The 24166-nt window shown below is 45.8% G+C and carries 22 protein-coding genes; 20 read left to right on the plus strand and 2 right to left on the minus strand.

Features of this window, described 5'->3' with window-relative positions; translation table 11 throughout:
- Positions 1-119: 119 nt before the first annotated feature.
- The 6 genes from LCM00_RS06285 to phoU all read left to right on the plus strand — a co-directional run bounded on the left by LCM00_RS06285 (position 120) and on the right by phoU (position 7327).
- Positions 120-2288 carry a peptidoglycan D,D-transpeptidase FtsI family protein gene (locus LCM00_RS06285; RefSeq protein ID WP_224899032.1) on the plus strand — a complete coding sequence of 723 codons (2169 nt, stop codon included), beginning with the start codon at positions 120-122 and terminating at the stop codon, positions 2286-2288.
- 508 nt (positions 2289-2796) lie between these two features.
- Positions 2797-3786 (plus strand): PstS family phosphate ABC transporter substrate-binding protein, encoded by a 990-nt coding sequence (locus LCM00_RS06290; protein WP_224899037.1) that lies wholly within the window; start codon positions 2797-2799, stop codon positions 3784-3786.
- 52 nt (positions 3787-3838) lie between these two features.
- On the plus strand, positions 3839-4813 hold the full coding sequence (gene pstC, locus LCM00_RS06295) for a phosphate ABC transporter permease subunit PstC (protein ID WP_224899040.1): 975 nt from the start codon (positions 3839-3841) through the stop codon (positions 4811-4813).
- A complete protein-coding gene (gene pstA, locus LCM00_RS06300; RefSeq protein ID WP_009794880.1) occupies positions 4813-5691 on the plus strand; it encodes a phosphate ABC transporter permease PstA in 879 nt (292 codons plus the stop codon). The genes pstC and pstA overlap by 1 nt, the downstream gene beginning before the upstream one ends.
- A 95-nt stretch (positions 5692-5786) precedes the next feature.
- Positions 5787-6614 carry a phosphate ABC transporter ATP-binding protein PstB gene (gene pstB / locus LCM00_RS06305; RefSeq protein ID WP_224899043.1) on the plus strand — a complete coding sequence of 276 codons (828 nt, stop codon included), beginning with the start codon at positions 5787-5789 and terminating at the stop codon, positions 6612-6614.
- 53 nt (positions 6615-6667) lie between these two features.
- Entirely contained in the window at positions 6668-7327 is a 660-nt protein-coding gene (gene phoU / locus LCM00_RS06310) for a phosphate signaling complex protein PhoU (protein ID WP_224899046.1), read from the plus strand.
- A gap of 88 nt (positions 7328-7415) precedes the next feature.
- Here phoU and LCM00_RS06315 read toward each other — a convergent pair whose 3' ends face one another.
- Complete coding sequence (locus LCM00_RS06315) at positions 7416-7937, minus strand: endolytic transglycosylase MltG (protein WP_224899049.1); 522 nt, start codon at positions 7935-7937, stop codon at positions 7416-7418.
- Positions 7934-8305, minus strand: coding sequence for a hypothetical protein (locus LCM00_RS06320; RefSeq protein ID WP_224899054.1), 372 nt, complete (start codon positions 8303-8305; stop codon positions 7934-7936). Before LCM00_RS06320 ends, LCM00_RS06315 begins: the two co-directional genes overlap by 4 nt.
- A gap of 323 nt (positions 8306-8628) precedes the next feature.
- Between LCM00_RS06320 and LCM00_RS06325 the strand changes: the two genes are divergently transcribed.
- The 14 genes from LCM00_RS06325 (at position 8629) to LCM00_RS06390 (ending at position 24072) form a co-directional block, all read left to right on the plus strand.
- Positions 8629-9279, plus strand: a complete 651-nt coding sequence (locus tag LCM00_RS06325) for a DUF4912 domain-containing protein (protein ID WP_224899056.1) — start codon at positions 8629-8631, stop codon at positions 9277-9279.
- On the plus strand, positions 9233-11572 hold the full coding sequence (locus tag LCM00_RS06330) for a glycosyltransferase (protein WP_224899059.1): 2340 nt from the start codon (positions 9233-9235) through the stop codon (positions 11570-11572). Before LCM00_RS06325 ends, LCM00_RS06330 begins: the two co-directional genes overlap by 47 nt.
- Positions 11573-11631: 59 nt before the next feature.
- Positions 11632-12207: a hypothetical protein gene (locus LCM00_RS06335; RefSeq protein ID WP_224899062.1), complete on the plus strand. Its 576-nt coding sequence runs from the start codon at positions 11632-11634 to the stop codon at positions 12205-12207.
- Positions 12208-12320: 113 nt separating this feature from the next.
- Positions 12321-12470 (plus strand): 50S ribosomal protein L33, encoded by a 150-nt coding sequence (rpmG, locus tag LCM00_RS06340; protein ID WP_022544192.1) that lies wholly within the window; start codon positions 12321-12323, stop codon positions 12468-12470.
- 147 nt (positions 12471-12617) lie between these two features.
- Positions 12618-13175 carry a 5-formyltetrahydrofolate cyclo-ligase gene (locus tag LCM00_RS06345; protein ID WP_224899065.1) on the plus strand — a complete coding sequence of 186 codons (558 nt, stop codon included), beginning with the start codon at positions 12618-12620 and terminating at the stop codon, positions 13173-13175.
- Complete coding sequence (locus LCM00_RS06350) at positions 13168-13956, plus strand: DUF92 domain-containing protein (protein ID WP_224899068.1); 789 nt, start codon at positions 13168-13170, stop codon at positions 13954-13956. The genes LCM00_RS06345 and LCM00_RS06350 overlap by 8 nt, the downstream gene beginning before the upstream one ends.
- 85 nt (positions 13957-14041) lie before the next feature.
- A complete protein-coding gene (locus LCM00_RS06355; protein WP_224899072.1) occupies positions 14042-14233 on the plus strand; it encodes a hypothetical protein in 192 nt (63 codons plus the stop codon).
- A 226-nt stretch (positions 14234-14459) separates the two neighbouring features.
- On the plus strand, positions 14460-15995 hold the full coding sequence (locus LCM00_RS06360) for a rhomboid family protein (RefSeq protein WP_224899075.1): 1536 nt from the start codon (positions 14460-14462) through the stop codon (positions 15993-15995).
- A gap of 296 nt (positions 15996-16291) precedes the next feature.
- Positions 16292-17749: a spore germination protein gene (locus tag LCM00_RS06365; protein ID WP_224899078.1), complete on the plus strand. Its 1458-nt coding sequence runs from the start codon at positions 16292-16294 to the stop codon at positions 17747-17749.
- A gap of 301 nt (positions 17750-18050) precedes the next feature.
- Positions 18051-18254 carry a YqgQ family protein gene (locus tag LCM00_RS06370; protein ID WP_224899081.1) on the plus strand — a complete coding sequence of 68 codons (204 nt, stop codon included), beginning with the start codon at positions 18051-18053 and terminating at the stop codon, positions 18252-18254.
- 18 nt (positions 18255-18272) lie between these two features.
- Positions 18273-19238 carry an ROK family glucokinase gene (locus LCM00_RS06375; RefSeq protein WP_224899084.1) on the plus strand — a complete coding sequence of 322 codons (966 nt, stop codon included), beginning with the start codon at positions 18273-18275 and terminating at the stop codon, positions 19236-19238.
- Positions 19239-19606: 368 nt separating this feature from the next.
- A complete protein-coding gene (locus tag LCM00_RS06380; RefSeq protein WP_224899089.1) occupies positions 19607-21484 on the plus strand; it encodes an LTA synthase family protein in 1878 nt (625 codons plus the stop codon).
- A gap of 109 nt (positions 21485-21593) precedes the next feature.
- Positions 21594-22781 carry a M14 family metallopeptidase gene (locus tag LCM00_RS06385; protein ID WP_224899092.1) on the plus strand — a complete coding sequence of 396 codons (1188 nt, stop codon included), beginning with the start codon at positions 21594-21596 and terminating at the stop codon, positions 22779-22781.
- Between the two features lie 124 nt (positions 22782-22905).
- Entirely contained in the window at positions 22906-24072 is a 1167-nt protein-coding gene (locus LCM00_RS06390; RefSeq protein ID WP_224899095.1) for a YqgU-like beta propeller domain-containing protein, read from the plus strand.
- Positions 24073-24166: the final 94 nt, after the last annotated feature.

The following is a 24166-nucleotide window of genomic DNA, read 5'->3' on the forward strand; positions in this document are numbered from 1 at the left end:
ATTTGTGTTCTAAAGCTAATTATTTCCTGTGAAAACCAGCAGGCTGTTTATAGAAATATTTTCTACTTTCTTTTACAATATAAGAAGACAATCCATGAGGAAAGAAGTGTGCTGCTGTTTTGAATAAAAAAAGAAAAAAGAAGAACCATGTGCCTATGAGGCTGAACATGCTGTTCTTTGCTGTATTTTTGCTGTTTTCCATGCTGATCCTTCGCCTAGGCGTCGTTCAGATCGTGTATGGGGATGACTACAAAAGGGAAATTGAGAGAACAGAGGACGTGACAGTCAATAACCCTGTTCCAAGGGGCAAGATGTTCGACAGCACTGGCAAGGTGATTGTCGACAATACGCCGCAGAATGCCATCACCTACACTAATAAAGGCGCAAGCCAGGAGGAAATGCTAAAGGTAGCGGAAAATCTGGCCAGCCTGATTCAGAAGGATACAGAAAAAGTCCAGGAGAGGGATAAGAAAGACTACTGGATCATGAAGAACCAGGAGAAGGCAGATGCGAAAGTATCACAAAAAGAGATTGATGCTTTAAAGGAAAAATATGAAGATGATAAAGAGTTCAATAAAGAAGTATATGATCTGAAACTGGAACGCATCACAGAGGAAGAGCTGAACTCACTCACAGATAAAGATCTTGAAATCCTGGCGATCTACAGAGATTTCACAAGCGGATATGCATTGACTCCGCAGATCGTGAAAAATAAAGATGTTACCAATGAAGAATTTGCGGTTGTCAGTGAAAATCTTCAATTCCTTCCCGGGGTGGACACGACAACCGACTGGGAAAGATATTATGCTTTTGGCAGCACGCTGCAATCGGTGCTGGGAAGGATCTCAAAATCAGATGAAGGCCTGCCTGCGGAAAAGGTGGATTATTACCTGGCACGCGATTACAGCCGCAACGACAGGGTCGGAAAAAGCTATATTGAATTGCAATATGAGGATGTTCTGCATGGCCAGAAAGCAAAGGTTAAAAATATTACCGACAAAGGCGGAAGCCTTCTAAAGACTGAAACGATCAGCGAGGGCCAGAGGGGCAAGGACCTGGTCTTAAGCATCGATATGGAGCTTCAGAAGGAAGTGGAGAAAATCCTCGAGGAAGAGCTCAGGGCTGCCAAGCGTTCCCCTGGAACCGCACTTCTTGACCGGGCATATACAGTCCTGATGGATCCGATGACCGGGGAAATTCTGACCATGGCCGGCAAGAAAATCGCTGATGGCGAGATGCAGGATGATGCCCTGGGGAATATTACGACAACCTATAATGTCGGATCTGCCGTAAAAGGGGCCACCATCCTTACCGGCTATAAAGAAGGGGTCATCCAGCCGGGGTCAGTCATCTTCGACGGGCCTCTGCGAATTAAAGGCACTCCCATTAAAAAATCATGGAAGAACTTCGGGCCGCTTGATGATATCAATGCGCTGAAATACTCCTCCAACGTCTATATGTTCCAGACAGCCATCAGGATCGGTGGCGGTGTCTATAAGCCGGACAGGCCGCTCCCGCTCAATGAGGAAGGGTTTGATACAATCCGGGATTCCTTTGCGCAATTCGGCCTGGGGGTAAGGACAGGAATCGATCTGCCAAATGAGCAGACCGGATTCAAGGGGATGAGCGACAAGCCTGGTTTCATGCTTGACCTTGCAATCGGGCAGTATGACACCTATTCCAATATGCAGCTTGCCCAGTATGTTTCCACCATCGCCAACGGCGGCAACCGGATGGAGCCTCATATCGTCAAGGAAATCCGTGAGCCTCTGATGGACAATAGTGAGCTCGGGCCAATTCTCGAGGAAATCAAGCCGAAGGTCCTGAACAGGCTTGATATAGAAGAAAACTGGATGAAACGCGTCCAGGAAGGCTTCAGAAGGGTCATGCAGGAGCCGGGCGGTACAGCTTACGGAAACTTTGGCGGAAAAGGGAAAACCTATAAGCCGGCAGGGAAGACAGGGACTGCGGAAGCCTTTTACGATGGGCCAAGAAGGAAGGATTTCGGCAAAGAACCGCCTGAAACCATGAACCTGAGCCTTGTAAGCTATGCTCCTTCAGACAATCCTGAGGTAGCCCTGGCTGTTCTGGTCCCATGGGCCTACCAGGGAAGTGTCGATCATGGAGCCAACAAAAAAATCGGCGAGCGGGTACTTGATGCCTATTTCGATTTAAAGAAGAAGCGTGCCGAAGAAAATAAAGATAAAGAAGAAGCAGTCCAAAAAGTGGAGAACATTGAAGACGTAAAAGAAGGCCAGGAAGCTGACCGTGAAGAAGCTGGACTGTAATAACGGGGTTAAGTTCGTAACAGCGGATTTAGAAAGATTTTTAGACAATTGAGCCAGAATCTTTTGCTGGCCAGTTCATGAATTTTATAAATGCATGTTGATTGGAGTGCAAGGCACGCAGACTTCTCATAAAATGCATGCGCATTTTTCTCGTGCGAGGCAATTCGAAGAAGCAGATTCAACGTCCTGCGGGAGGCAGCGGAAATGCTGAGACCCCGCAGGAACGCCAGTGACGAGGAGGAGTAACTCCGCCCCGCGGAAAGCGATTTGCCTGGAACGGAAATCAGCAGCGGCATAGCTTTTCATTATAAATCCAAGCCTGTCTCCTTTGGGGACAGGCTTTTTTCTATGTTCAAATATATCATCATTCCCTCAAATCCGACTTTTTAACACAAAAGGAGACCTCATTTACAAAAGCTTTACATTTAGTTAAAACCAGATTAATAGAAAAGCCTTATTCTAATACTCGTAGGACAAAACAACCAAATCTCTTAGGGGGAATAAAGAAATGAAAAGCTTTAAGTACTTAGCACTATCAGCAATGATCGGGGCAGTGCTAGCATTCACAGCAGCTTGCGGCAACTCTGAAGAAGGAACAACAAATGGTTCCCAAACAGATGGAGGCAACAGCACAGAGCAAGCAAGTGATGAAGATAAGCAGCTTCAAGGCGAAATTAATATCGATGGTTCATCTACTGTATATCCAATCATGGAAGCTGTAGTTGAAGAATTCGGTATGGAACAGCCTGGAGTAAAAGTTTCTGTTGCATCATCAGGTACTGGCGGAGGCTTTAAGGCATTCATCGCCGGGGACACAGATTTGAGCAACGCATCCCGCCCAATTAAAGAAGAAGAAGCAGCAGAGCTCGAAAGCAAAGGGATTGAATACACAGAATTCAAGCTTGCCAATGACGGCCTCTCTGTTGTAGTAAGCAAAGACAATGACTGGGTTGATCACCTGACTGTTGAAGAACTGAAGAAGATGTGGGTTGAAGATGGATCTGTGAAAAAATGGTCCGATATCCGTGAAGGCTGGCCTGAAGAGGAAATCAAATTCTATTCACCAGGTACAGATTCCGGAACATATGACTACTTTGATGAAGTAATCCTTGAAGAAGCGCCAATCGTTGAAAAAGCAACACTTTCAGAAGATGACAATGTACTTGTACAAGGAGTTACAGGCGACAAAAATGCAATCGGCTACTTCGGCTATGCTTATTATGCTGAAAACAAAGACAGCCTGAAGGTAGTTCCGATCGACGGCGGAAACGGCCCTGTTGAACCGAACAATGAAACAGTAGAAAGCGGAGAATATGCACCACTGTCAAGACCGCTCTTCACTTATGTGAAAAACGAATCGCTTAAAAATGAAGAAGTTTATGAGTTTGTCAAATATACAATTGAAAATGCCGGCGTCCTTTCTGAAGATGTAGGCTATGTAAAGCTGAAGGATGAAGAATATGATGAGGCAATGAAAACATTAGAAGGCCTTAAATAATATTTAACAATTTTATGATGGGAAGCGCGTCACCTGTGCTTCTCATCTTGCTATGCGGATGAAAGGGGTTTTCATTTTGGCACTAATAAAGTCATCGGACACATTTTCCGTCCAGGAAATGATTCAGGCGAAAAAGCAAAAGAAAAACGCAGGAAATATGATTGAGAAACTCGTACCATGGCTTCTGCTGCTGACAGCTGCAGTTTCAGTGCTGACGACAATCGGCATTGTCATGACTCTTATTGTAGAAACATTCATCTTCTTCGACAGGGTAAGCATCGGAGAATTTCTGACAGCTCAGAAATGGTATCCTTTCTCTGAATCACAGGGGTCATATGGCATCCTGCCGCTTGTTTCAGGCACTTTGAAAGTTACTGCGATCGCGGTTATAGTTGCGGTGCCGATCGGCCTCGCATCAGCCATCTTTTTGAGTGAGTATGCATCTGACAGGACCAGAAGGATCATAAAGCCTATCCTTGAGGTGCTGGCAGGCATACCGACGATTGTTTACGGTTTTTTTGCACTGACATTTGTAACGCCAATCCTTCGGGATATGATTCCTTCTCTTGAAATCTTCAATGCCCTGAGTCCGGGAATAGTGATCGGCATCATGATTACGCCGATGATAGCTTCGCTTTCAGAGGACGCTATGTCTTCGGTTCCGCGTGCGATGCGGGAAGGGGCTCTTGCAATGGGATCGACTAAGCTTGAAGTGGCCTTCAAGGTTGTCCTGCCGGCAGCATTATCGGGTATTATTGCTTCAGTTGTGCTTGCTGTATCAAGGGCAATCGGAGAAACAATGATTGTAGCAGTGGCAGGCGGATCGACGCCGAACCTTTCATGGGACGTGACAAACAGCATCCAAACCATGACAGCTTATATTGTCCAGGTCAGCCAGGGTGATGCCGGCTACGGGACAACGATCTATTACAGCATATACGCGGTTGGATTTACACTCTTCCTGTTTACTCTAGTAATGAATCTGTTCGCCCAGTTCATTTCCCGCCGCTTTAGGGAGGAATACTGATGAAGCTGATTGACCATACTTCTGTCGTTAACAAAATGAAACCGAGGCTGTATAAGAATGTACTGTTTAAATTGATATTCCTGGCAGCCACCATGTTTGGATTATTGATTTTGGGAATCTTATTGTATCGGATACTCACTCAAGGGGCCGGCTATCTTGATATGCAGTTCCTTCAAAGCCTTCCATCCCGGAAGCCTGAACTGGCTGGGGTTAAAACAGCTCTGATCGGGACGATTTGGCTCATGGGCGTCGTTGCCCCGGTATCACTTCTGCTTGGAGTGGGAACGGCGATCTACCTGGAAGAATATGCAAAGAAAAATAAGTTTACTGACTTCATTCAAGTGAATATCTCAAACCTTGCAGGTGTGCCTTCGATCGTTTTCGGGCTGCTCGGTCTTACTGTATTTGTAAGAGCGGCAGGGTTTGGCACAAGTGTAATTGCAGCCGGGCTGACTATGAGCCTGCTTGTATTGCCAATCATTATTGTAGCTTCTCAGGAAGCGATCCGTTCTGTTCCCAAGGAGCTTAGAGAAGCTTCATACGGAATGGGCGCAACCAAATGGCAGACAATCGTCCGGGTTGTCATGCCTGCTGCAGTGCCCGGCATACTGACAGGCGGAATCCTGGCTCTTTCACGGGCCATTGGGGAAACTGCACCGCTGGTTGTCCTTGGTCTGCCGCTGTTCCTGGCGTTCCTGCCAAGGTCGGTGTTTGATATGTTCACTGTACTGCCTATGCAGATTTATAACTGGACCGGAAGGCCGCAGGAAGAGTTTCAGGCGCTTGCAGCTGCAGGCATCATTGTTTTGCTCGTGCTTCTTATCGGCATGAACTCTGTTGCCGTCCTGATCAGGAATAAATTTCAGAAAAGATATTAAGGCTCTCAGACAATAGATCAGATTTCAGCCTGCCCATTATGATGAGCAGCAAATCAGGCGAGCTAATAATATAGGATGAAGGGGAGTTTTTCATAATGAATGCAACAATAGATAAAGTGAATGCACCAGCTGTCAGAAAAGGCAGCACCCAGGGGTCTGTTAATGAAAAAAGCATCGTATACAAAACGAATCAGCTGAACTTGTGGTACGGCGATAATAATGCATTGAAAAATATTGATCTGGATATCTATGAAAATGAGGTGACAGCCATCATCGGCCCTTCAGGCTGCGGGAAGTCGACCTATATCAAAACGCTGAACAGGATGATCGAGCTTGTTCCCGGAGTCAGGACTTCAGGGGAAATTGCTTACAGGGGCAGGAATATTTTTGACAAGTCTTATAAAGTGGAAGAACTGCGTACAAAAGTTGGCATGGTGTTCCAGAAGCCTAATCCTTTCCCGAAATCCATTTATGAAAATGTCGCCTACGGGCCAAGGATCCACGGGATCCGCGATAAAAAAATTCTTGATCAGATCGTGGAAAAGAGCTTGAAGGGAGCAGCCATTTGGGATGAAGTGAAGGACCGGCTGAACCAGAATGCCTTTGGACTTTCAGGCGGCCAGCAGCAGCGGCTCTGCATTGCCCGCTGCCTCGCCATCGAACCGGATGTCATCCTGATGGATGAGCCAACCTCTGCCCTAGATCCAATTTCTACTTTGAAGGTTGAAGAGCTTGTACAGGAGCTGAAAAAAGAATTCAGTATCATCATCGTTACCCACAATATGCAGCAGGCTGCCCGTATTTCAGATAAGACTGCTTTCTTCTTGAATGGTGAAGTGATTGAGTTTTCCAATACAGACAAAATCTTCTCCAATCCTGTCGACAAGAGGACAGAAGATTATATTACCGGCCGATTTGGCTGATGCCCGGTTAATAAGGAAAACACATTTTACAGGAAAAGAAGGGAGCTTATAAAATGGCAATCCGCGAAAAATTTCATTATGATTTGAAAGAGCTGCAGAATAAATTGATGGAGCTGGGCAATTTTGCCGACCAGGCTTTGCTCCGGGCGATTAATGCCCTTGAAGGCAAGGATATTGAATTGTCGCTTGAAATTATGGAGGATGATACGAAAGCTGATGTGCTATATGAAGAGATCAATGACCTTGCCATCCTTCTGATAGCAAAGCAGCAGCCGGTCGCAATTGATTTAAGAAGAATCATTGTGGCGATTAAAATTGCTACTGATATTGAAAGGATAGCCGATTTTGCCGTCAATATCGCGAAATCAACCATCCGCATCGGAAGCGAGGATCATGTTAAGCCGATCGTCCATATTAAAGAGATGTATGAAATCACTTCCAGGATGCTTAAGATGTCACTTGAGGCTTTCAATGAAGAAGATATCAGGAAAGCAAAAGAAGTGGCAGAAATGGATGACCAGGTTGATGACCTGTACGGCCAGACAATACAGGAACTCCTGCAGATCAATCTGCAGAAGCCTGAATACCTGCCGCAGATCACTCAGCTGTCCTTTATTTGCCGCTATCTTGAAAGGGCAGCAGACCATGTGACCAACATATCCGAAAGTGTGTTTTACCTCGTAAAAGGAAGGCACTATGATTTGAATAGCTAAAGCAAAGAGCCCTGCAGTAATCCCGGATTCTGCGGGGCTTTTCCTATATAAAAAAAGGAGGATGAAGCCATGCTTCATCCTCCTTCCTTTATCTGCCTTTTGTGATGACTGTTGCAATCTGCTGGGAAGTCATTTCATTATTCAGTTCAAATGTGCCAAGCTGGATCTTTGTGTGCATGCCGCTGGAAATGAGGTACTGCTTAAATGCAGACTCATTGGTAATGATTTTGGCTGCAGCCAGCTGGCTTGCGATCTCACCAGTATCCATTCCGCTTGAAATTGTGATTTTATAGGTGATCACTTTTGGTTCAGCTTTTTTTTCCTGCTCGTCTTGTTTAGGTTTTTCTTCTGCGTCTGCGTTCTTATCGCCTTCTTTGGCAGGCTTATCCTCTTCCTGGCTGCTTTCAGCTGCCTCTGCCGTCCTGCCTTTTAGATCATTATATTCTTTTTCGGACAAAAGGATATATCCGTTTTCCTTCACGCTTGCTTTGGCAGCCTTCGAATCCGAAAGATTGATATAATCGTCCTTTGAAAAGAAATAAAACGCGCCGATGAGTCCGGCTGTAATCAGCATCCCAAGTGAAAATGCCCGCAAGGTCAGTCTGTTCATGAGTACTCTCTCCTTGCAGAAAATTCATTGACGATCTCCTGTACTGAGCTTCTGGAAAGGGAGGACTGCTTTGAAATCTGGTCGATGGACAGCCCTTGCTGTGAAAGGGAGAGAACCTGATTCTTCAATATGGGATTGACTTGCCCGGAAGAAATCGGCTGGCCTGCCGGTTTGGCAGCAGCTCCGTCTACTAATAGCTCTTCTTCAAGCACCTTCAGCTTTTTCTTGATTAAGTAAAGTTCCTGTATCTGATGGATTGATACCTGGTCAATTTCTTCACGAATGCTTTTATATGGATCTTTCAGAAAAAACGAGAGTATGAGAAGCAATATTGCCGCGGCTATCAGGCCGATCATAACATAACCCATTATATTCACCTCAATAATAATTTTTTAGTGCCCTAGTAATTTTACCACTACAGGTGACAAAATTCGACTCTATCTAGCAGGAAAAGAGTGTTTATCTGCATAATCCGTACTTTTGGCTGAGTTTAAAATAGAATCCGGCTGTAATGACTGGTTCTAAATTCATGCAGAGAAAATATTTTGTCCTTGGATGCACGGGGCTCAAAGGACCTGCATATTACGACAAAATGCGTTCATTGTGGGGGCGCGTGTTCAGTGATAACATGAAAGTAATAAGACGGGCCGGCAGGGCATATAATGGCAGGTTGGCTGGCAGGAGGTGCACCATGCAATCTGAAATTATCAGATTAAGGGAAAAAGGGCTTTCTTTCAGAAAAATCGCAAAAGAGCTCGGTACAACGCGCGGAAAAGTTCAGTATCAGTGGATGAAGCACGTGAAAGAGTCGGATTCAAAAGCGGAAGAGAAGGAAAAGAAGCATATAGTGATGGAAGCGGCCCGGGTATCCGCAGATTATTTGATGAAAGAAGAGGGGATATCTGCCTGGCAGGTGCAGGATGGAAGCATCTATTCCTTCTGGAGGACGGCAGCCATGAAGAAAACCCTTGCTGCTTCATATTTTGAAGTTCATGAAAGTGACCTGGAGGATGTCATCAGGCTTTATGATATCACCAGTATAATTTTCAATGGCAGCAATGCACACAGCTTTCAGGAACATATCCCCGCTGAAGGACAGAACTCCATTATGTTTGAAGGCCTGGCGCCTGACCGGTCTTACTGCATCGAGGCAGGAGCCAAGGTCCATGGGAGGTTCATCCCTTTTATGAGATCCAATTCAGTTCAAATACCAAGGAATTCCGCGGAACAGGCAGGGCGTCTCAAGGAAGATCTAAAAGCACACGAAGCTGGATCCCCGCCAAATTGGATTGAACATGTCAGCACCTACAGCTTTTATACAAATGATAAGGGAGGCGTTTAAACTGGCCGCTACAGGAGGATTCATTGTATACGCAGAAGCGCCTGTCATGAACTTTTATTCTGATAGCCGGGAGATGCAGGGTGAAATTTTTTCATTTACTGTAAAGTTCATTCTATTTCTCGAATCTGCACAGGAAAAACATGGGATGAAGCTGGCGGTGACGCCCATCTACTACGAGCTGCTCGATCAGCCTGATTTTCAGCAGAAAATGGCTGAGTATTTAAAAGCGGACAAGCAGGCTGACATGGCGCTCCATATTTGGGAGAAGCATCAGGGAAGGCTGAATATCTTTGTGCGCCAGCTTGCCGAAAGCGGCCGGCTGGAGCTCCTTGCTTCCCCGGCATGTTCAGCAATCCTCCCTTTTCTTTCGACTCATAATGGAATAAGAAAGCAGATAGATACTGGAATATCCATCATGAATGATTATTTTTCCATCCATCCGGAAGGATTCTGGTTTCCTAAAGGGGCTTATGAGCAAGGACTTGACCTTTATCTAGCTGAAGCAGGCATCCTTTACAGCTATATAAACGGCAGGACAATCGGCTATGCAGACCCGGCGCCAAAGGGTGGAAGGAAGAGAGAAGTCTTGTCTCCCCACGGGGTAATCATGGTCCCTGTCTATCCATTTCGGGGGACAGAAGATAAGGATGATGGTATGCCGGCGGTCAGCCTGCATGATCTCAATGTTTATAACCTTGAGAAACTATCTGTTCTATCAGCCTCCTCCTCCAAGGAAAGTGCTGATAAATTGGAAAGAGTCCACCTTTCCTCATCATTTTTAGAAGCTGGCGGAATTCCCTTTGAAGAGATATCCGGCTTTTGGGAGGAGTGCTTCTTTTTGGAAAGGAAGCTTGGGAAGATTGGAGAATCTTTGAAGAGTAGCCGGGAGCTTAGGATTTATAAACAAATGACAAGAGAATGGATGTTTTTTTTGAATACCGCCGGAGCACACCCCGATTATCGGGGGGAATCAGAGAAGCATGCTGAGGCATTTCGGAAGCTTGAGAGGCTGTTTGCCGCTGGAGAGGGAGGAGAGGCCTTCCTGGAAGAACTGGAGGGGAAATCACCCATCCTTGCAGCAATTGGTGGAGGAGAGCAGATAGCCGAAACGGGCAGTTTGCCAAAGATCCTGATGCTTTCCTGGGAGTACCCGCCAAATATTGTCGGAGGCCTTTCACGTCATGTCCATGGACTGGCCTCGAGCCTTGCAGGGAAAGGCTTCGATGTTCATGTTCTTACTGCCGGCACAGACGGGGCGCCAATGGAGGAGAAAGCTGATGGAGTCACTGTCCATCGGGTGAGGCCGCTTGCTGCTGCAGAAGAAGATTTTCTGTACTGGGTAGGGAGCCTGAATCTGGCTATGGCAGAAAAAGGGCTTGAGCTGGCACGCATCCACCGCTTCTCCCTCATTCATGCACATGACTGGCTTGCAGGGCCAGCTTCAGAATCACTTAAATCTGAGCTCGGTATACCGCTGCTGGCAACGATACATGCAACTGAACATGGAAGGAATAATGGCATATATACGGAAATCCAGAAGTTTATCCATCAGAAGGAAAGCAGGCTGGCTGAAGCTGCAGACATGCTGATTGTCTGCAGCAGGTATATGAGAGAGGAAATCCAAAAGATCTTTCATATCGAAGGAAAGCCTGTTCACATCATAGCCAACGGAATTCATCCTGGTGATTTTCGCCAGCCGGATATGGATGTTTTAAGCCAGCTGCCAGTTGACCCGCACAGAAGGCTTGTATTCTCCCTTGGCAGAATGGTGAAGGAAAAAGGCTTTGATACCCTATTGGATGCAGCAGCCCTCATGAAAGAAGAGTTTCCGGATGTGTATTATTTTATAGCCGGAAAAGGTCCGCTATTGGATTTCTATAGAAGGAAAACGGAAGAAATGGGGCTGTCCGGGACCGTATTCTTTATAGGGTTCATTGGTGATGAGCAGCGCAACGCTTTATTTTCACTATGTGATATCGCGGTTTTTCCAAGTGAATATGAGCCTTTTGGTATAGTGGCGCTGGAATCGATGATACATGGCAAACCAACCATCGTGTCAGACACAGGCGGCCTAAAAGGGATTGTCAGCCATAAAAGGACAGGTCTGCTGATGGAGCCGGGAAGTGCTCTAAGCTTTAAGGAACAAGCTGCTTTCCTTCTTTGCAATAAACAAGAAGCCGAAGTGATCGGAAGCATGGGAAAAACTGCAGCTCTGCAGCTGTTCAGCTGGGACAGGATTGCTGAAGAAACCAAAAGGGTGATGGAAGACTGTGTACTGGGCTGCAGAATTTAGCGGGCTATCGTACATTTCGCAGACTATTGACTACATAGAAGGGATAAAGGTGCGAGGAAATGAGACAATCAGCCAATCTGCATGATTTAGACCAAGATAGCAGACGGGCAGGCGGGAGGCTGCTCGTCAGGCAGGGAGTATGGCTGGAAGGCCGGACCTGCTGGCAGGAAAAGGGATATGGCGGAGACATTTATCCTGAAAAAGGAGTTTCGGTCTCTTTTGGCCATAAAAAGGGCGAAACAGAATCTGATAAATTTTTTGCAAAAGTGGTGAATGACCAAGCATCTTCTGTCTCCGTCAAATTATTATTTGCTTTTTATCAGGAAGCAGGGGGCGAAGCTTTTTCGTTTGTTTCACCTTCAAGAGAGGCGATTTACCACGCATGCAATAACAAACTGTTCCTGATCTCTCCAGATTCGCCCGGCAGGAATCGGACACAGCTTTCAGCCCTGTCTTTAAGTGCTGCTTTAGACGGACAAATCTGGAAGCATGAAAAAAGGGGGATATTGAATTATGTTCCGATGATCAGGGGGGAGTCTTCCAGTGTGCTGCTTCTGGAGATCTCTGTACCGGCAAAAGAAATGGTCCATGGAGGGGCTTCTGTTTCGATAAGGCCGCTGGATAAGAATGTTTAAATCAAAAATTAAAAAGTCATGAAAAAACGGACTAGCATTTAAGCTGAATTAATGATATTATAGAAAAGTCGTATGAACGAACTAGGATGAAACATAGTTTGGAGGGAAATTACATGCGTGTGAACATTACGTTGGCTTGCACAGAGACTGGTGATCGTAACTATATTACTAAAAAAAATAAACGTAACAACCCAGATCGTCTTGAGCTTAAGAAATACAGCCCAAGATTGAAGCGTGTTACATTGCACCGCGAAACAAAATAAACAGTGGATTCTTCCACTGTTTTTTTGTGCCCATTTTCAGGAGTCCGGACATGTCCGGGCTTTTTTATTATTCTTCATTTTTTAATCATCGCCATATCCATGATTATGCTATGATGAAGAAAATGGCTGGGAAGGGAAGGAATTGACTTGGCAGATAAAAACAAGCTTCGGAAAGAAGTGAAAGAGAAGCTTTCGAAAATAGCTAAACAGGAATATGAACAATATTCCTATCAGCTCGCACAAAGGCTATATAATGAAGAAAGCTGGAAAAAGGCAGGAACAATCGGGATAACCGTTTCCAGGTTTCCTGAGCCGGATACCCTGCAGATCATCCGCCGCGCCTGGGAGGAAGGGAAAAGAGTCGCAGTCCCTAAGTGCTTTCCTGCGGATAGAAGGATGGAATTCAGGCTGCTGTCTTCCTTCCTTGAGCTGGAATCTGTGTACTATGGCTTATTAGAGCCGATTGAATCGTTGACAGAAAAGATTGAGCCGGAGGAAATCGGCCTGACGGTTGTCCCTGGCCTTGCTTATTCTTCCGGCGGCCAGCGGCTTGGCTTCGGAGGAGGCTACTATGACCGCTGGCTCGCTGGATATGGCGGGAACACCATTGCCCTTGCCTTCCGCATGCAAATGGTTACTGAATTGCCTGTTGAGCCCCATGATAAAAAAATTGATATGATCATTACAGCTCCTGATGATGTTTGATTTTTTATGGCTGTCAGCTTTTGTGCTGCTTGCATCTATCCTAAGCTTGAAGCTGCGGCTTCTGGCTCCATCTGGGAGCATTGCAGCCGCTGCAGCGGGGATATGCATAGCATTTGGTACCGGCTGGCGGGGCCTGGCTCTGCTGGGGCTGTTTTTTTTAACATCCAGCTTATGGTCGGTTTACAAAAAGAAACAAAAAACAATGATGGAAGAAAAACAGGGAAAAGGAGCCCGGAGAAACTGGCTTCAGGTCGCAGCCAATGGCGGGCTTGCTGCGGTTTTCAGCATCATATACGTGTTTGACCCGCAAATATTGTGGCTTTCTGCCTTTTCTATTTCCCTGGCCAGTGCCAATTCTGATACCTGGTCCTCTGAGATAGGGGCTTTGAGCAAATCCTACCCTATCTCCATCAGGACATGGAGAAAAGCAGCAGCAGGGACATCCGGGGCAGTCAGCGTCCTTGGATCGGCAGCAGGTGCAGCAGGCTCACTTTTTATAGCTGGCGGAGCAGGTTTGCTTTTTTCCTTTCCATCAGGGCATATGATGGCCATCTTTCTGTTCGGATGCATCGGTAATATACTGGATACCTTTATTGGTGCGTATTGGCAGGCTTCATACAGATGTGCCTATTGCGGGGCTGATATAGAAAAAAGCAAACATTGCGGAAGCCGGGCCGAATTGGTTTCCGGGTACAGATGGATGACCAACGATGCTGTCAATTTTGCAAGCGGGTCAGCTGCTGCCCTTTTGGGGATTGGCTGCGTGCTTTGGCTGTCATAATACATACAGGAACCCGCTGTAATCATTGAATGCTGATGGATAATATGGAGTTTTTCGTTAAAAATAATCTCAGGAGGGATGATGTATGTCACGGATTATTTCCATATTAGCCATTGGCGTCGGGGGATATTATCTTTATCAAAACCGTTTTCGCGTAGTCAATATAGTGCTGGGAAGCTCTGTCCTGCGCCGTCTGTTTGTTACTTCATTGATGAATGTACCAGGCGTAAGGAATAAAATGATGAAATCGGTTTTTTCCGGAAATACAAGCTGGTAAGCTTGCCGGAACTGTCCGGAAAAAGGTCCAGAAAGGGCCTTTTTATTTTGGGAAAATGCCGTTCAATCTGTTTAAGTCTGTTTAGGATGAGGGGAAATAAGGAAAAAATGTATAACTGCTGAACGTTCAGGAGCCGGTGCTAGACAAAAGGAGAGAGCATTGCCTATAGTGTAAGAGGATAATTGCGCCGGAGTTGCCAAAGAAAGTAGGGGAAGCATTGGTATACATGGAAGATTATTTATTTTGGAGGCTGGCCTATTTTTTGATAGCCGAAAAAGATTACAGGCTTGTGCAGATGTCGAAGAACCAGAACGAAATCTGGCTTGAAAAACTGGAAAGCAAGGATACACAGGTCGTCAGGCTGCTGCGGAGAAATCTGGATTGGGGAAATTCACTTCAGCGCGATATTGACCTCACAGCAGCAAATGGAGAAAACATAAGGAAGCAAGTCAGAAAAAGAGAGCTGACTATCCTCAATATATATGTAACAGCTTATCCCCCGGTTGATGATTATACATTCAGGCTTGATCCGCCATCCGGTGCAGGAGGCAAAACGAAGGTGGCCAATATCCTGATTGACCGGGCAGGCTATGAAGAAGGGCTGAAGCAAGCAGGGGATTTTCTCAAAACTTCTATTACATTTGACTTAAAGCAGGAATATGAAGAATCTGAAGTTGAAAGCATAAAGCGTGCTGCCCTGGGAAAAGCAGCTGATAAAGTTAAAGCAGAAAGAGCTGTCTTTAATCAGGGGAGGCCGATTTTCACTTACCTTTTTATCTTTATCCAGGTAGCCATGTTCTTTTGGCTGGAAGCCAATGGAGGAAGCGAGAAGACCTCAGTGCTGATTCAATACGGGGCAAAATACAATCCGCTCATTTTAGAAGGGGAGTGGTGGCGTTTCTTCACACCGATTGTGCTTCATATCGGGCTGCTGCACCTTGTCATGAATACATTGGCCCTTTATTATCTGGGAACAGCTGTAGAAAAGATATACGGAAGCACAAGGTTCCTGTTCATTTATATACTGGCCGGCTTCATGGGCGCCCTGGCCAGCTTCCTGTTCAACTCAAGTGTTTCTGCTGGTGCAAGCGGAGCCATTTTTGGCTGTTTCGGGGCACTTCTCTATTTTGGCCTGATTCAGCCCAAGCTCTTTTTCAGGACCATGGGGCTGAACATCCTGATTGTACTCGGCATCAATCTGCTTTTTGGTTTTTCTGTACCGGGCATAGATAATGCGGGTCATCTTGGCGGCCTTGCAGGAGGATTCCTTGCAGCGGGAATGGTCAATTTGCCCCGAAAAAGAAGATTCGGGATACAGCTCCTTTTCCTTGTTCTGGCGTCTGCCGTCATTTATACCGGGATTTCATACGGCTACAGTCCTGACAGGGAGCTTGATGAGGAATCGGTGTTCATAATGGCGCAGGAATATACCAAGAACAGGGAATATGACAAAGCATACAGCCTTGTAAGTGAAAAGGTGGAAGGCTCTGAAAGCTCTTCTGCTGAAATGCGGCTCCTTCTGTCCTATCTGGAGCTGGAGAGAGGAGAAGCAGTAAAGGCGAAGAACAGGCTTGAGGAGCTTGTCAGTGAGCATCCGGATCTGGATGGGGCGTATTACTATCTTGCCGTTATATCCTATAATGAGCAGGATCCTTCAAAGGCTAAAGAGTATGCAGAGCATGCTATTGAACTGAACCCTTCTCAAGAGGATTATAAACGCCTGCTGGATGAAATCAGCAGTACTGAGGCGCAGCTTGAATAAAGCTGTGCTTTTTTTTGTTAAAAATTTATAAATTGTAAGTCTTGCGGATTGTTCTTAATTCCTGACCAATGTCCAGCAGCACTGAGGTCACAAGCCAAACCTCCCAAAAAGGCAAAGAACGTCTTTCGGGGAGGTTCGTGTTGAGGCCCCCAGGCAGGGGGTCATGCAGACGCTGCCCCAGGAAGTGGCGTTCGATAACTGGATAATTTCCCGGCATGGTATGTTTTTTCCAACCATTGTCTATGATGAGACTATTGTTTGGAATAATATGTTCATATTGTCAGGATGTGTTGAAGATGGAAGAAACGAAAAAGCGTGTCAGCCCCGTTCTTAGTGAGAATACAGCCTATCTGAAAGAAGCGCTTGGGGTTGATAAAAGCTTTGATGTGATTCAGCTGAATGTGGAATATGCTGAAAGGGAAATGGCACTGTATCTGGTTGATGGATTTGTAAAAGATGATATTCTCCATTATCTGATGAAATTGCTTTCAAGCCTGGACAAAGAACAGCTGGAAGGGGACACCCTGGCAAAGCTTGTCAAAACCTACATCCCGTATGTTGAGGTAGAGACCCTGGATGATCTGGATAAGGTTGTGGATGCTGTACTGTCAGGCCCTACTGCTTTGCTCGCAGATGGAGTGGAAAAAGCGATCCTGATTGATGCGCGGACCTATCCTGTCAGGGGGCCGGAAGAGCCTGATACGGAAAGAGTTGTCAGGGGATCAAGGGATGGATTCGTTGAAACACTCGTCTTCAATACAGCCTTAACACGGAGGCGGATCCGTGACCGTACATTGCGCATGGAATATATGCAGGTAGGGAGAAGGTCAAAGACTGATATTGTGGTCAGCTATATCGAGGACATTGCCGATCCGGATACAGTGAAGAAAATAAAGGAAGCACTATCAAAGATTGATACGGACGGACTCCCAATGGCAGAAAAAACGATTGAGGAGTTCATTTCAGGCAGGCACTGGAACCCGTTTCCCATGGTCAGATATACTGAACGCCCCGACACAGCAGCGACCCACTTGTTCGAAGGCCATGTATGCATTATGATTGATGGCTCGCCAAGTGTGATGATAACCCCGACCACCTTCTGGCACCATCTTCAGCATGCAGAAGAGTACAGGAACAAGCCAATGATTGGGGCATATTTGCGTTTTGTCCGTTTTTTGGCTGTCTGGGCATCAATCTTCCTGCTTCCGTTTTATTATCTGCTGGCCATAAAGCCCGAATTGCTTCCGGAAGGCCTCGCGTATATCGGTCCGAATGAAATGGGGGAGCTGCCCCTTATCCTGCAGTTCCTGATTATAGAGCTTGGACTCGATATGCTCCGGATGGCGGCCATACATACTCCTTCCGCCCTTGCAACAGCCCTGGGGCTTGTTGCAGCACTGATGATCGGACAGGTGGCAGTGGAGGTGGGATTGTTTATTAATGAGGTTGTATTGTACCTCGCCATCGCGGCGATCGGCACCTTTTCAACTCCAAGCTATGAAATGAGCCTTGCCAACAGGCTTGTTAGAATATTTCTGCTGCTGGCCACAGCAGCATTCCATGAATATGGTTTCATACTTGCAGTAACATTGCTGATCTTTATGCTTGCGAGGATTAATTCGTTTGGCGTCCCATACTTATGGCCGTTTCTTCCGTTTAATTTAAGGGCATTCAGGGACGTCCTGCTCAGATCGCCGATTCCTCTGAAAAACAGGCGTCCGCGGTTTCTCCATCCCAAAGATCCTGATCGTTGAAGGATGCAGTGGATACCGGCAAAAGCCCCTCTTAATTGGAGGGGCTTTTTTAGTTGGCTTTTTTGTGTGAAACTTTTTTTACAGCAGCCGTATGAATAAGACAAAATGGGAAACTTTATCTCGTGCCGTCAGCTCTGCAAGGCACCCTGAACTGCTGCCCGCGCCTCAAACTGTCCTGTTCCGTCTTAAAAAGACCTTAAGCTGCGGTTTTCCATTGAGATAGCCATGTTTTTCGATTATACTTTTAGTGATGTAACCGCTGCAAAAATATGAAAGCAAACCAATAGTAAGAGGGTTGAGAATGAAAAGCATTTATGATGTACAGCAATTTTTAAAAAAGTATGGGACATTCATTTATATTGGTGACAGGTCGGCTGACCTTGAGCTGATGGAAGAGGAGCTGATGGAGCTCCGCCAGTCCCAGCTGATTGACACAAAGGATTTTCAGACTGCCATTTTGCTCGTCAGGCATGAAAGGCAGCTGCTCATAAAAACAAAACGATAGAAAGAAAAGGTGACAATAATGGCTGAAAAATGGCTAATCGGAGTGGATTTGGGAGGCACGACAACCAAATTGGCTTTTTTGAATTTTTACGGCGAAATCATTCACAAATGGGAGATCCCGACTGATAATTCTAATTTTGGCAAGAATATTACCATTAATATTGCCAAAGCAATCGACCAAAAGCTTGAAGAACTGGATCACAGCAAGGAAAATGTTGCCGGTATCGGCATGGGAGCACCTGGTCCGGTAGATCTCGCTTCAGGTGTTGTTTATAATACTGTGAATCTTGGCTGGAAAGATAATTATCCTTTAAAGGATTTGCTTGAAGTGGAAACCTCTTTGCCGGTCATCATAGACAATGACGCCAATTGTGCCGCATTGGGTGAAATGTGGAAGGGTGCCGGGGATGGCGCTAAAGACCTTGTGTGTGTCACGCTTGGAACTGGAGTAGGCGGAGGAGTGATCGCCAACGGGGATATAGTCCAGGGAACAAGCGGAGCAGCCGGGGAAATCGGTCATATTGCCGCCATTCCTGAAGGCGGTGCCCCCTGCAATTGCGGCAAAACCGGCTGCCTGGAGACAATCGCTTCTGCTACTGGTATTGTGAGGATTGCGCTGGACAATATGAAAAAGGGACAAGATGAAGGCATGCTGCATGAATTGAACAGGAGTAATGGATCCTTATCTGCTAAAGATGTCTTCGATGCAGCCAGACAGGGCGATGATACAGCCGGCAAGGTTATTGAAGAAGTCTCCTTCCATCTGGGGCTCGTACTGGCCAATATTGCCAATACACTCAATCCCGAGAAAATCGTACTCGGGGGCGGCGTTTCCAAAGCCGGAAGCATACTGCTGGATCCGGTCAAAGCCCATTTTGCCCGCTTTGCTTTTCCAAGGGTTGCCGAGTCCACGTCGATCGATATTGCCACTCTTGGCAATGACGCCGGGGTCATTGGCGCTGCCTGGCTTATCAAAAACAAATAATATAAAAAAGCCTTTTGCCTCTGCAGAAGGGCTTTTTTTTGTGATGAAAACAGGAGATACAGGAAGAATTTCTGCGATTTAAGGATGGGGAAAAAGGAAACCATAAAATCAAAGTAAAAAGTCCCCCTATGGCGGGAGACAGTCATCAGACTATAGAAGCATTTTTGGCGGAACAGGACAAACCAGAAACCTTTCATTGTTTGAAACGTCTAATAAGGTGGGTAAGAAGGAACAGCCAATAACCTATTATACATTCGGAATGTAAAAGTAAAATTGATTTTTTATTGAGAAAGCATTAAGATTATCTTTGTTGTTTCCATAATTTAGCAGATGATTGTCTTTCATTCGGCAATGCAGGGAGGTATATCATGGGGAATAAAAGATGGCCTGCACTCCACCTGATTGGATTTGCGGTAGCAGTGCTCTGGCTTAAAACCTATATCGCCTATAAAACTAGCTTCGATATAAAAATTGAGAATTTCAAACAGGAATTGATCCTGCTGATCAATCCTCTTAGCTTTTTGATGTTTGTACTGGGATTCGGGCTTTTTATGAAGAAGAAAAATCAGGTCAGGTATGTTGTTATTTCCAGCTTCATTATATCAGCGGTCCTTTTTGCAAATGTGGTCTTTTACCGGTTTTTCAATGATTTTCTGACTGTCCCGGTCCTGTTCCAAACGAGCAATATGAGCGATCTTGGAAGCAGTGTGAGCGAGCTGCTTAACTTGACTGATTTGCTTTATTTTGCAGATTTCATTATTCTGGCCATCATCATGATGTTTAGACCTCAAGGCCTGCTGTACCGCGAACCTTCCCAAAAGAACCGGAGGGCTTTTTTCCTGGCGGCCGTTGCCATTGCCTTTTTTAATTTAGGGCTTGCAGAAACCGAGCGTCCCCAGCTGCTGACACGAACCTTTGACAGGGAAATGCTGGTCAAGAATATCGGCACCTATAATTATCATATTTACGACGTTTTCCTGCAGTCGAAATCGTCAGCACAGCGTGCCTTGGCCGATGGAAGCGAATTGGCGGACATAGGAAACTATGCGCGGGCCAGCTACGTTCCCCCGGAGGATGATATGTTCGGCATTGCCAAAGGGAAGAATGTCATCCTTATTTCAATGGAATCCACCCAGAACTTTGTCATCAATGAAAAGGTCAATGGGCAGGAAATCACACCTTTTTTAAATGACTTCATAAAAGAAAGCTACTATTTCGATAATTTTTACCATCAGACAGCACAAGGGAAAACATCTGATTCTGAATTCCTTGTAGATAATTCCCTTTATCCGCTCAGCCGGGGAGCAGTATTTTTCACGCATTCCGGGAATAAATTTGCCGCTGCCCCTGAGATTCTGAATCAGAACGGATATTATACAGCATCACTCCATGCCAACAATAAGAGCTTCTGGAACAGGGATATCATGTATGACTCATTTGGGTACCAGCGTTTTTATTCTCTTCCGGATTATGAGGTGACAGAGAACAATTCAGTCGGCTGGGGGATGAAAGATATCGATTTCTTTGAACAGTCGATACAGCACTTAAAGGAAATGCCTGAGCCTTATTATGCAAAATTCATCACACTGACCAACCACTTCCCTTTCGAGCTTGGGGAAGAAGATCAGTTCATTGAACCGTATACGTCCGGCAACAAGACTGTTGATAACTATTTCCCAACGGTCCGCTACACTGATGAAGCAATTAAAAATTTCATTCAAAAGCTTAAAGATGAGGGCATATATGAAGATTCCATCATCATCCTATACGGTGACCATTACGGCATATCAGAGAACCATAATAAAGCGATGGGAGAATTCCTCGGCACAGAGGTTACTCCGTTTGTAAGCACCCAGCTGCAGCGGGTCCCTCTCATCATACACATTCCCGGCCAGGAGGGAAAAACGATTTCGAAAGTGTCTGGTCAGATCGATTTAAAGCCGACCATACTCCATCTCCTCGGCATAGATACCAGGAATGACATCGATTTTGGGGCAGATCTGTTTGCAAATGACCGCCAGGAGTTTACTGTGCTCAGGGATGGCAGCTTCATTACAAAAGACTACATTTATACCCGGGATACCTGCTACAGCAAGGAAACTGCCGAACCGGCTGACGCAGCAGCCTGTGAGCCATATATTGAGAAAGCGAAAAATGAACTTGAATATTCCGATAAAATTATTTATGGTGACCTATTAAGGTTTTATGAGGATTCTCCGTATATCAAACACAAGGGCAATAATTGAATCACAAGGAAAAAGGGGCTGCCAGTGAAAATGCAGCTCCTTCTTTTATGGACTGTAATGATTGGCCCCTTTCCGTCATACATATGAGAAGATGGAAAGGGGGATCTTCATGAAAGTAGCAGTCCGATCAGGCGATTCGCTTTGGTATTACAGCAGTCTTTTTATGGTGCCCGCAGGCCTTTTGGCTGATTCCAACCCCGGGGTGGATCCAGCGAGGCTGCAGATCGGCCAGGAAATAGCGATTCCCGGCTTTATTGTACAATCCTATATAATCCGCGAAAATGATACCTTCTGGAAAATAAGCGCCTCCCGCAGCCTTTCAGTGGATGCCCTGCTTCTCCTGAACCAGGATGTCAACCCAAACAGGATTCAGCCCGGAGAGGAAATACTGATTCCTGTGAGAGCAGTTTCCCCGGTTGTAGATGGGAGGAAAAAATATACATTTGGGCAGCTTGAAACTGATATCAGGGAGCTTGCAGACATCTTTCCCTTCATAAAGGTAGGTTCGGCAGGGGAAAGCGTCCTCGGGAAGACCCTCTATGAAATCAGGCTGGGCAATGGGAGCAAGAAGGTGCACCTGAATGCCTCATTCCATGCTAATGAATGGATTACATCATCTGTATTGATGCTCCAACTGAACACATTCCTGCTGTCTCTAACCAACAGCACCCCGATAAGAGGCATCACCACACTCCCTTTGTATGATTCAGTCGATCTATCCATCGTACCGATGGTAAACCCGGATGGGGTGAACCTGGTCCTGGAAGGGCCTCCCGGGGGTATGGAAGGAGAACTGGCAGAAATCAACAGGGGCAGCCTGGATTTTACAGGCTGGAAAGCAAATATACGGGGAGTCGACCTGAATAATCAATTTCCGGCCAAGTGGGAGGTTGAAAAAGAGCGGAAGGAAGAGAAGGGTCCGGCACCAAGGGATTTTCCGGGAACCGCACCTCTGACAGAACCTGAGGCTCAAGCGATGGCGGCACTCGCTCGGGAGCGGGAGTTTGGCAGGATGCTTGCATACCATACCCAGGGCGAGGAATTCTATTGGGGATACGAGGGCTTGGAGCCGCCTGAATCTGCCGTGCTTGCCAGCGAGTTTGAGAGGGTGAGCGGCTATGAGCCCATCCAGTATGTAGACAGTTTTGCAGGATACAAGGATTGGTTTATAAAAGAATTCCAGAGACCCGGTTTCACGATTGAATTGGGAAAAGGGATCAATCCGCTTCCTTTGTCACAGTTTGATGAGATTTTTGAAGAGACGCTCGGTATCTTCCTCGCTTCCATATATATGTAATTCATATATTCGCCGATTATCGGTTTAAAATTTATTGTTATTAAAATATAATATATTTGTAACATAAAAGATAAATTTACTTGAAAACCATTTATGGACTCAGAAGGGAAAAAGGATGTGTGGAATGAAACATGAAGACTCTCACCAATTTTTTAAGTTTTTAGGCCCATTCCTGTTTGTATTTGCCTTATCCACACTCTTCCTTTTCGGGTGCAGCCCCGAGCCTGCCAGCCGGGATGGCGGGGAAAATGGGAAAGATCAATCGGCGCCCCAGGCAGCTGGCAAGGGGCAGGGAGAACAGGAAGAAAAATTCAAAGTGAAGCCTGTAACCGTCGAAGAGGGGGAAATCCAGTCCATCAGCGGATGGGTTGGAAAGAACATACTTGCCTTTACTGTCGCGGGACAGGAAGGAACAAAAGTGATTACCCATAATATTAAATCAGGGAAACAGCAAACAATCTATGAGGGTGAAGATTCGATCGCTGCTGTAACAGTCAGCCCATCAGGGAAATATCTGCTCATCCAGTCACCACATGCCGGCAACGAAAGCACCATAACCATCATTGATCACAAAGGAGCCCAATTAGCTGAAGAAACCATGGAGCTTTATGAGCTTGCAGTTGAGTGGAATCCTTTTGACGAGAACAGCCTCCTGCTTTCAGTGTTCAATGAGGATTGGGAGTTTCAAGTGTTCCGCCTTCAAATCAGCGAGAAGAAGCTTGAAAAAATTAAACTGCCTGAGCCTTTTGCCCAATGGATCTCCAAGGATGATTTGTTTTACCTGGATTGGAGCGAGCAAAGCCCTTCTCTCTTTGCTCCTATGAAAACGATAGGGCTTTTGAATGGAGAGGCCGTAACTGTCCTTGATGATCTAATTAAAGCAGAAGCCCTGCCTGAAGGCATTGTGGCTCTTTCTGTCGATCAGGAGCAGGAAGGGATGGCTGAGTATACCTTCTATGACGGAAGCTTCCAGCGTGTATCTTCTTTTTCGATGCCTCATTTGACAAGATATTCGGATTGGCTGGTTCCTTACTATGCATATGATCAATCTGCCGGTAATTTTTATACCTTTGAACCGCTTTACAGTACAGAAGCAGATGCCTACGCAGAAGGTTTCAGGCTGATCAGCTATAATCCTGATGAACAGACCAGGGATATCCTATTCGAGGAGATGGAAAACGAGCCTTTGAGCTGCACTCCTGAAGGCAGCTGGTGCCTGTACGGGTTTTATTTTGAAAAGCTTCTGAATATGACTGATAAAACAACGGTTGATCTTGTAAAAAAAGAATAGTTTTCCCTTTCGTTTAAATAAGGAAAGGTCTACAATACAAAATGAAACCTCTGTGCTCTATAGAGGCTTTGAATAAGATTGAAAGAGTGATGTA

Source organism: Bacillus infantis (genome assembly GCF_020171945.1).
Lineage (GTDB): Bacteria > Bacillota > Bacilli > Bacillales > Cytobacillaceae > Bacillus_AB > Bacillus_AB infantis_A.

Bases quoted from the DNA above. Each gene is read 5' to 3' on its own strand.
- LCM00_RS06290 (WP_224899037.1), top strand. From the start codon at position 2,797: ATGAAAAGCTTTAAGTACTTAGCACTATCAGCAATGATCGGGGCAGTG.
- pstC (WP_224899040.1), top strand. From the start codon at position 3,839: ATGCGGATGAAAGGGGTTTTCATTTTGGCACTAATAAAGTCATCGGAC.
- pstA (WP_009794880.1), top strand. From the start codon at position 4,813: ATGAAGCTGATTGACCATACTTCTGTCGTTAACAAAATGAAACCGAGG.
- pstB (WP_224899043.1), top strand. From the start codon at position 5,787: ATGAATGCAACAATAGATAAAGTGAATGCACCAGCTGTCAGAAAAGGC.
- phoU (WP_224899046.1), top strand. From the start codon at position 6,668: ATGGCAATCCGCGAAAAATTTCATTATGATTTGAAAGAGCTGCAGAAT.
- LCM00_RS06315 (WP_224899049.1), bottom strand. From the start codon at position 7,937: ATGAACAGACTGACCTTGCGGGCATTTTCACTTGGGATGCTGATTACA.
- LCM00_RS06320 (WP_224899054.1), bottom strand. From the start codon at position 8,305: ATGGGTTATGTTATGATCGGCCTGATAGCCGCGGCAATATTGCTTCTC.
- LCM00_RS06325 (WP_224899056.1), top strand. From the start codon at position 8,629: ATGCAATCTGAAATTATCAGATTAAGGGAAAAAGGGCTTTCTTTCAGA.
- LCM00_RS06330 (WP_224899059.1), top strand. From the start codon at position 9,233: ATGTCAGCACCTACAGCTTTTATACAAATGATAAGGGAGGCGTTTAAA.
- LCM00_RS06335 (WP_224899062.1), top strand. From the start codon at position 11,632: ATGAGACAATCAGCCAATCTGCATGATTTAGACCAAGATAGCAGACGG.
- rpmG (WP_022544192.1), top strand. From the start codon at position 12,321: ATGCGTGTGAACATTACGTTGGCTTGCACAGAGACTGGTGATCGTAAC.
- LCM00_RS06350 (WP_224899068.1), top strand. From the start codon at position 13,168: ATGTTTGATTTTTTATGGCTGTCAGCTTTTGTGCTGCTTGCATCTATC.
- LCM00_RS06355 (WP_224899072.1), top strand. From the start codon at position 14,042: ATGTCACGGATTATTTCCATATTAGCCATTGGCGTCGGGGGATATTAT.
- LCM00_RS06360 (WP_224899075.1), top strand. From the start codon at position 14,460: ATGGAAGATTATTTATTTTGGAGGCTGGCCTATTTTTTGATAGCCGAA.
- LCM00_RS06365 (WP_224899078.1), top strand. From the start codon at position 16,292: ATGGAAGAAACGAAAAAGCGTGTCAGCCCCGTTCTTAGTGAGAATACA.
- LCM00_RS06370 (WP_224899081.1), top strand. From the start codon at position 18,051: ATGAAAAGCATTTATGATGTACAGCAATTTTTAAAAAAGTATGGGACA.
- LCM00_RS06375 (WP_224899084.1), top strand. From the start codon at position 18,273: ATGGCTGAAAAATGGCTAATCGGAGTGGATTTGGGAGGCACGACAACC.
- LCM00_RS06380 (WP_224899089.1), top strand. From the start codon at position 19,607: ATGGGGAATAAAAGATGGCCTGCACTCCACCTGATTGGATTTGCGGTA.
- LCM00_RS06385 (WP_224899092.1), top strand. From the start codon at position 21,594: ATGAAAGTAGCAGTCCGATCAGGCGATTCGCTTTGGTATTACAGCAGT.
- LCM00_RS06390 (WP_224899095.1), top strand. From the start codon at position 22,906: ATGAAACATGAAGACTCTCACCAATTTTTTAAGTTTTTAGGCCCATTC.